This window comes from Cupriavidus sp. L7L (genome assembly GCF_004353535.1).
Lineage (GTDB): Bacteria > Pseudomonadota > Gammaproteobacteria > Burkholderiales > Burkholderiaceae > Cupriavidus > Cupriavidus oxalaticus_A.
Genome location: NZ_SMNY01000156.1, coordinates 1 through 700 on the forward strand (window position 1 = coordinate 1; position 700 = coordinate 700).

Below are 700 nucleotides of genomic sequence, written 5' to 3' on the forward strand. Positions count from 1 at the left end.
GTCTTGTACACACCGCCCGTCACACCATGGGAGTGGGTTTTGCCAGAAGTAGTTAGCCTAACCGCAAGGAGGGCGATTACCACGGCAGGGTTCATGACTGGGGTGAAGTCGTAACAAGGTAGCCGTATCGGAAGGTGCGGCTGGATCACCTCCTTTCAGAGCGTGCATCCTACGTTGAGCGTCCACACTTATCGGTAGTTTGTTGGTTGAAGGCCAGGTGGCCAAATGCAAGCGCTTAAGGATTGAGCGTTTGCATTTGGCATTGCCAAGCGATCGCGGGTCTGACCTGCGGATCGGCTGTTCTTTAACAATATGGGATGTAGTAAAGGTGTCGCGGTGCTTTGATGAGAAGCACAGTTGTTTAACGCGATACCGGGTTGTGATTGTATCAACCAAAGTATTTAAGTGATCGAAAGATGACTTGGAATACGGCACAAATGCGAGAACTCAACCTGTAGTGAGTCGTGTCCTCGAGACACACTTGTTATAGGGTCAAGCGAACAAGTGCATGTGGTGGATGCCTTGGCGATCACAGGCGATGAAGGACGCGGTAGCCTGCGAAAAGCTTCGGGGAGCTGGCAAACAAGCTTTGATCCGGAGATGTCCGAATGGGGAAACCCGGCCCGTATGGGTCATCCCACACTGAATCCATAGGTGTGGGAAGCGAACGCGGCGAACTGAAACATCTAAGTAGCTGCAG

Annotated in this window: 2 rRNA genes; both read left to right on the forward strand. The window is 52.0% G+C overall.

The features are described from left to right. Positions 1 to 156: ribosomal RNA gene (locus E1J61_RS36725) — 16S ribosomal RNA — on the forward strand; the annotation flags it as partial. A 334-nt stretch (positions 157 to 490) separates the two neighbouring features. After that, positions 491 to 700, forward strand: a 23S ribosomal RNA gene (locus E1J61_RS36730); the annotation flags it as partial.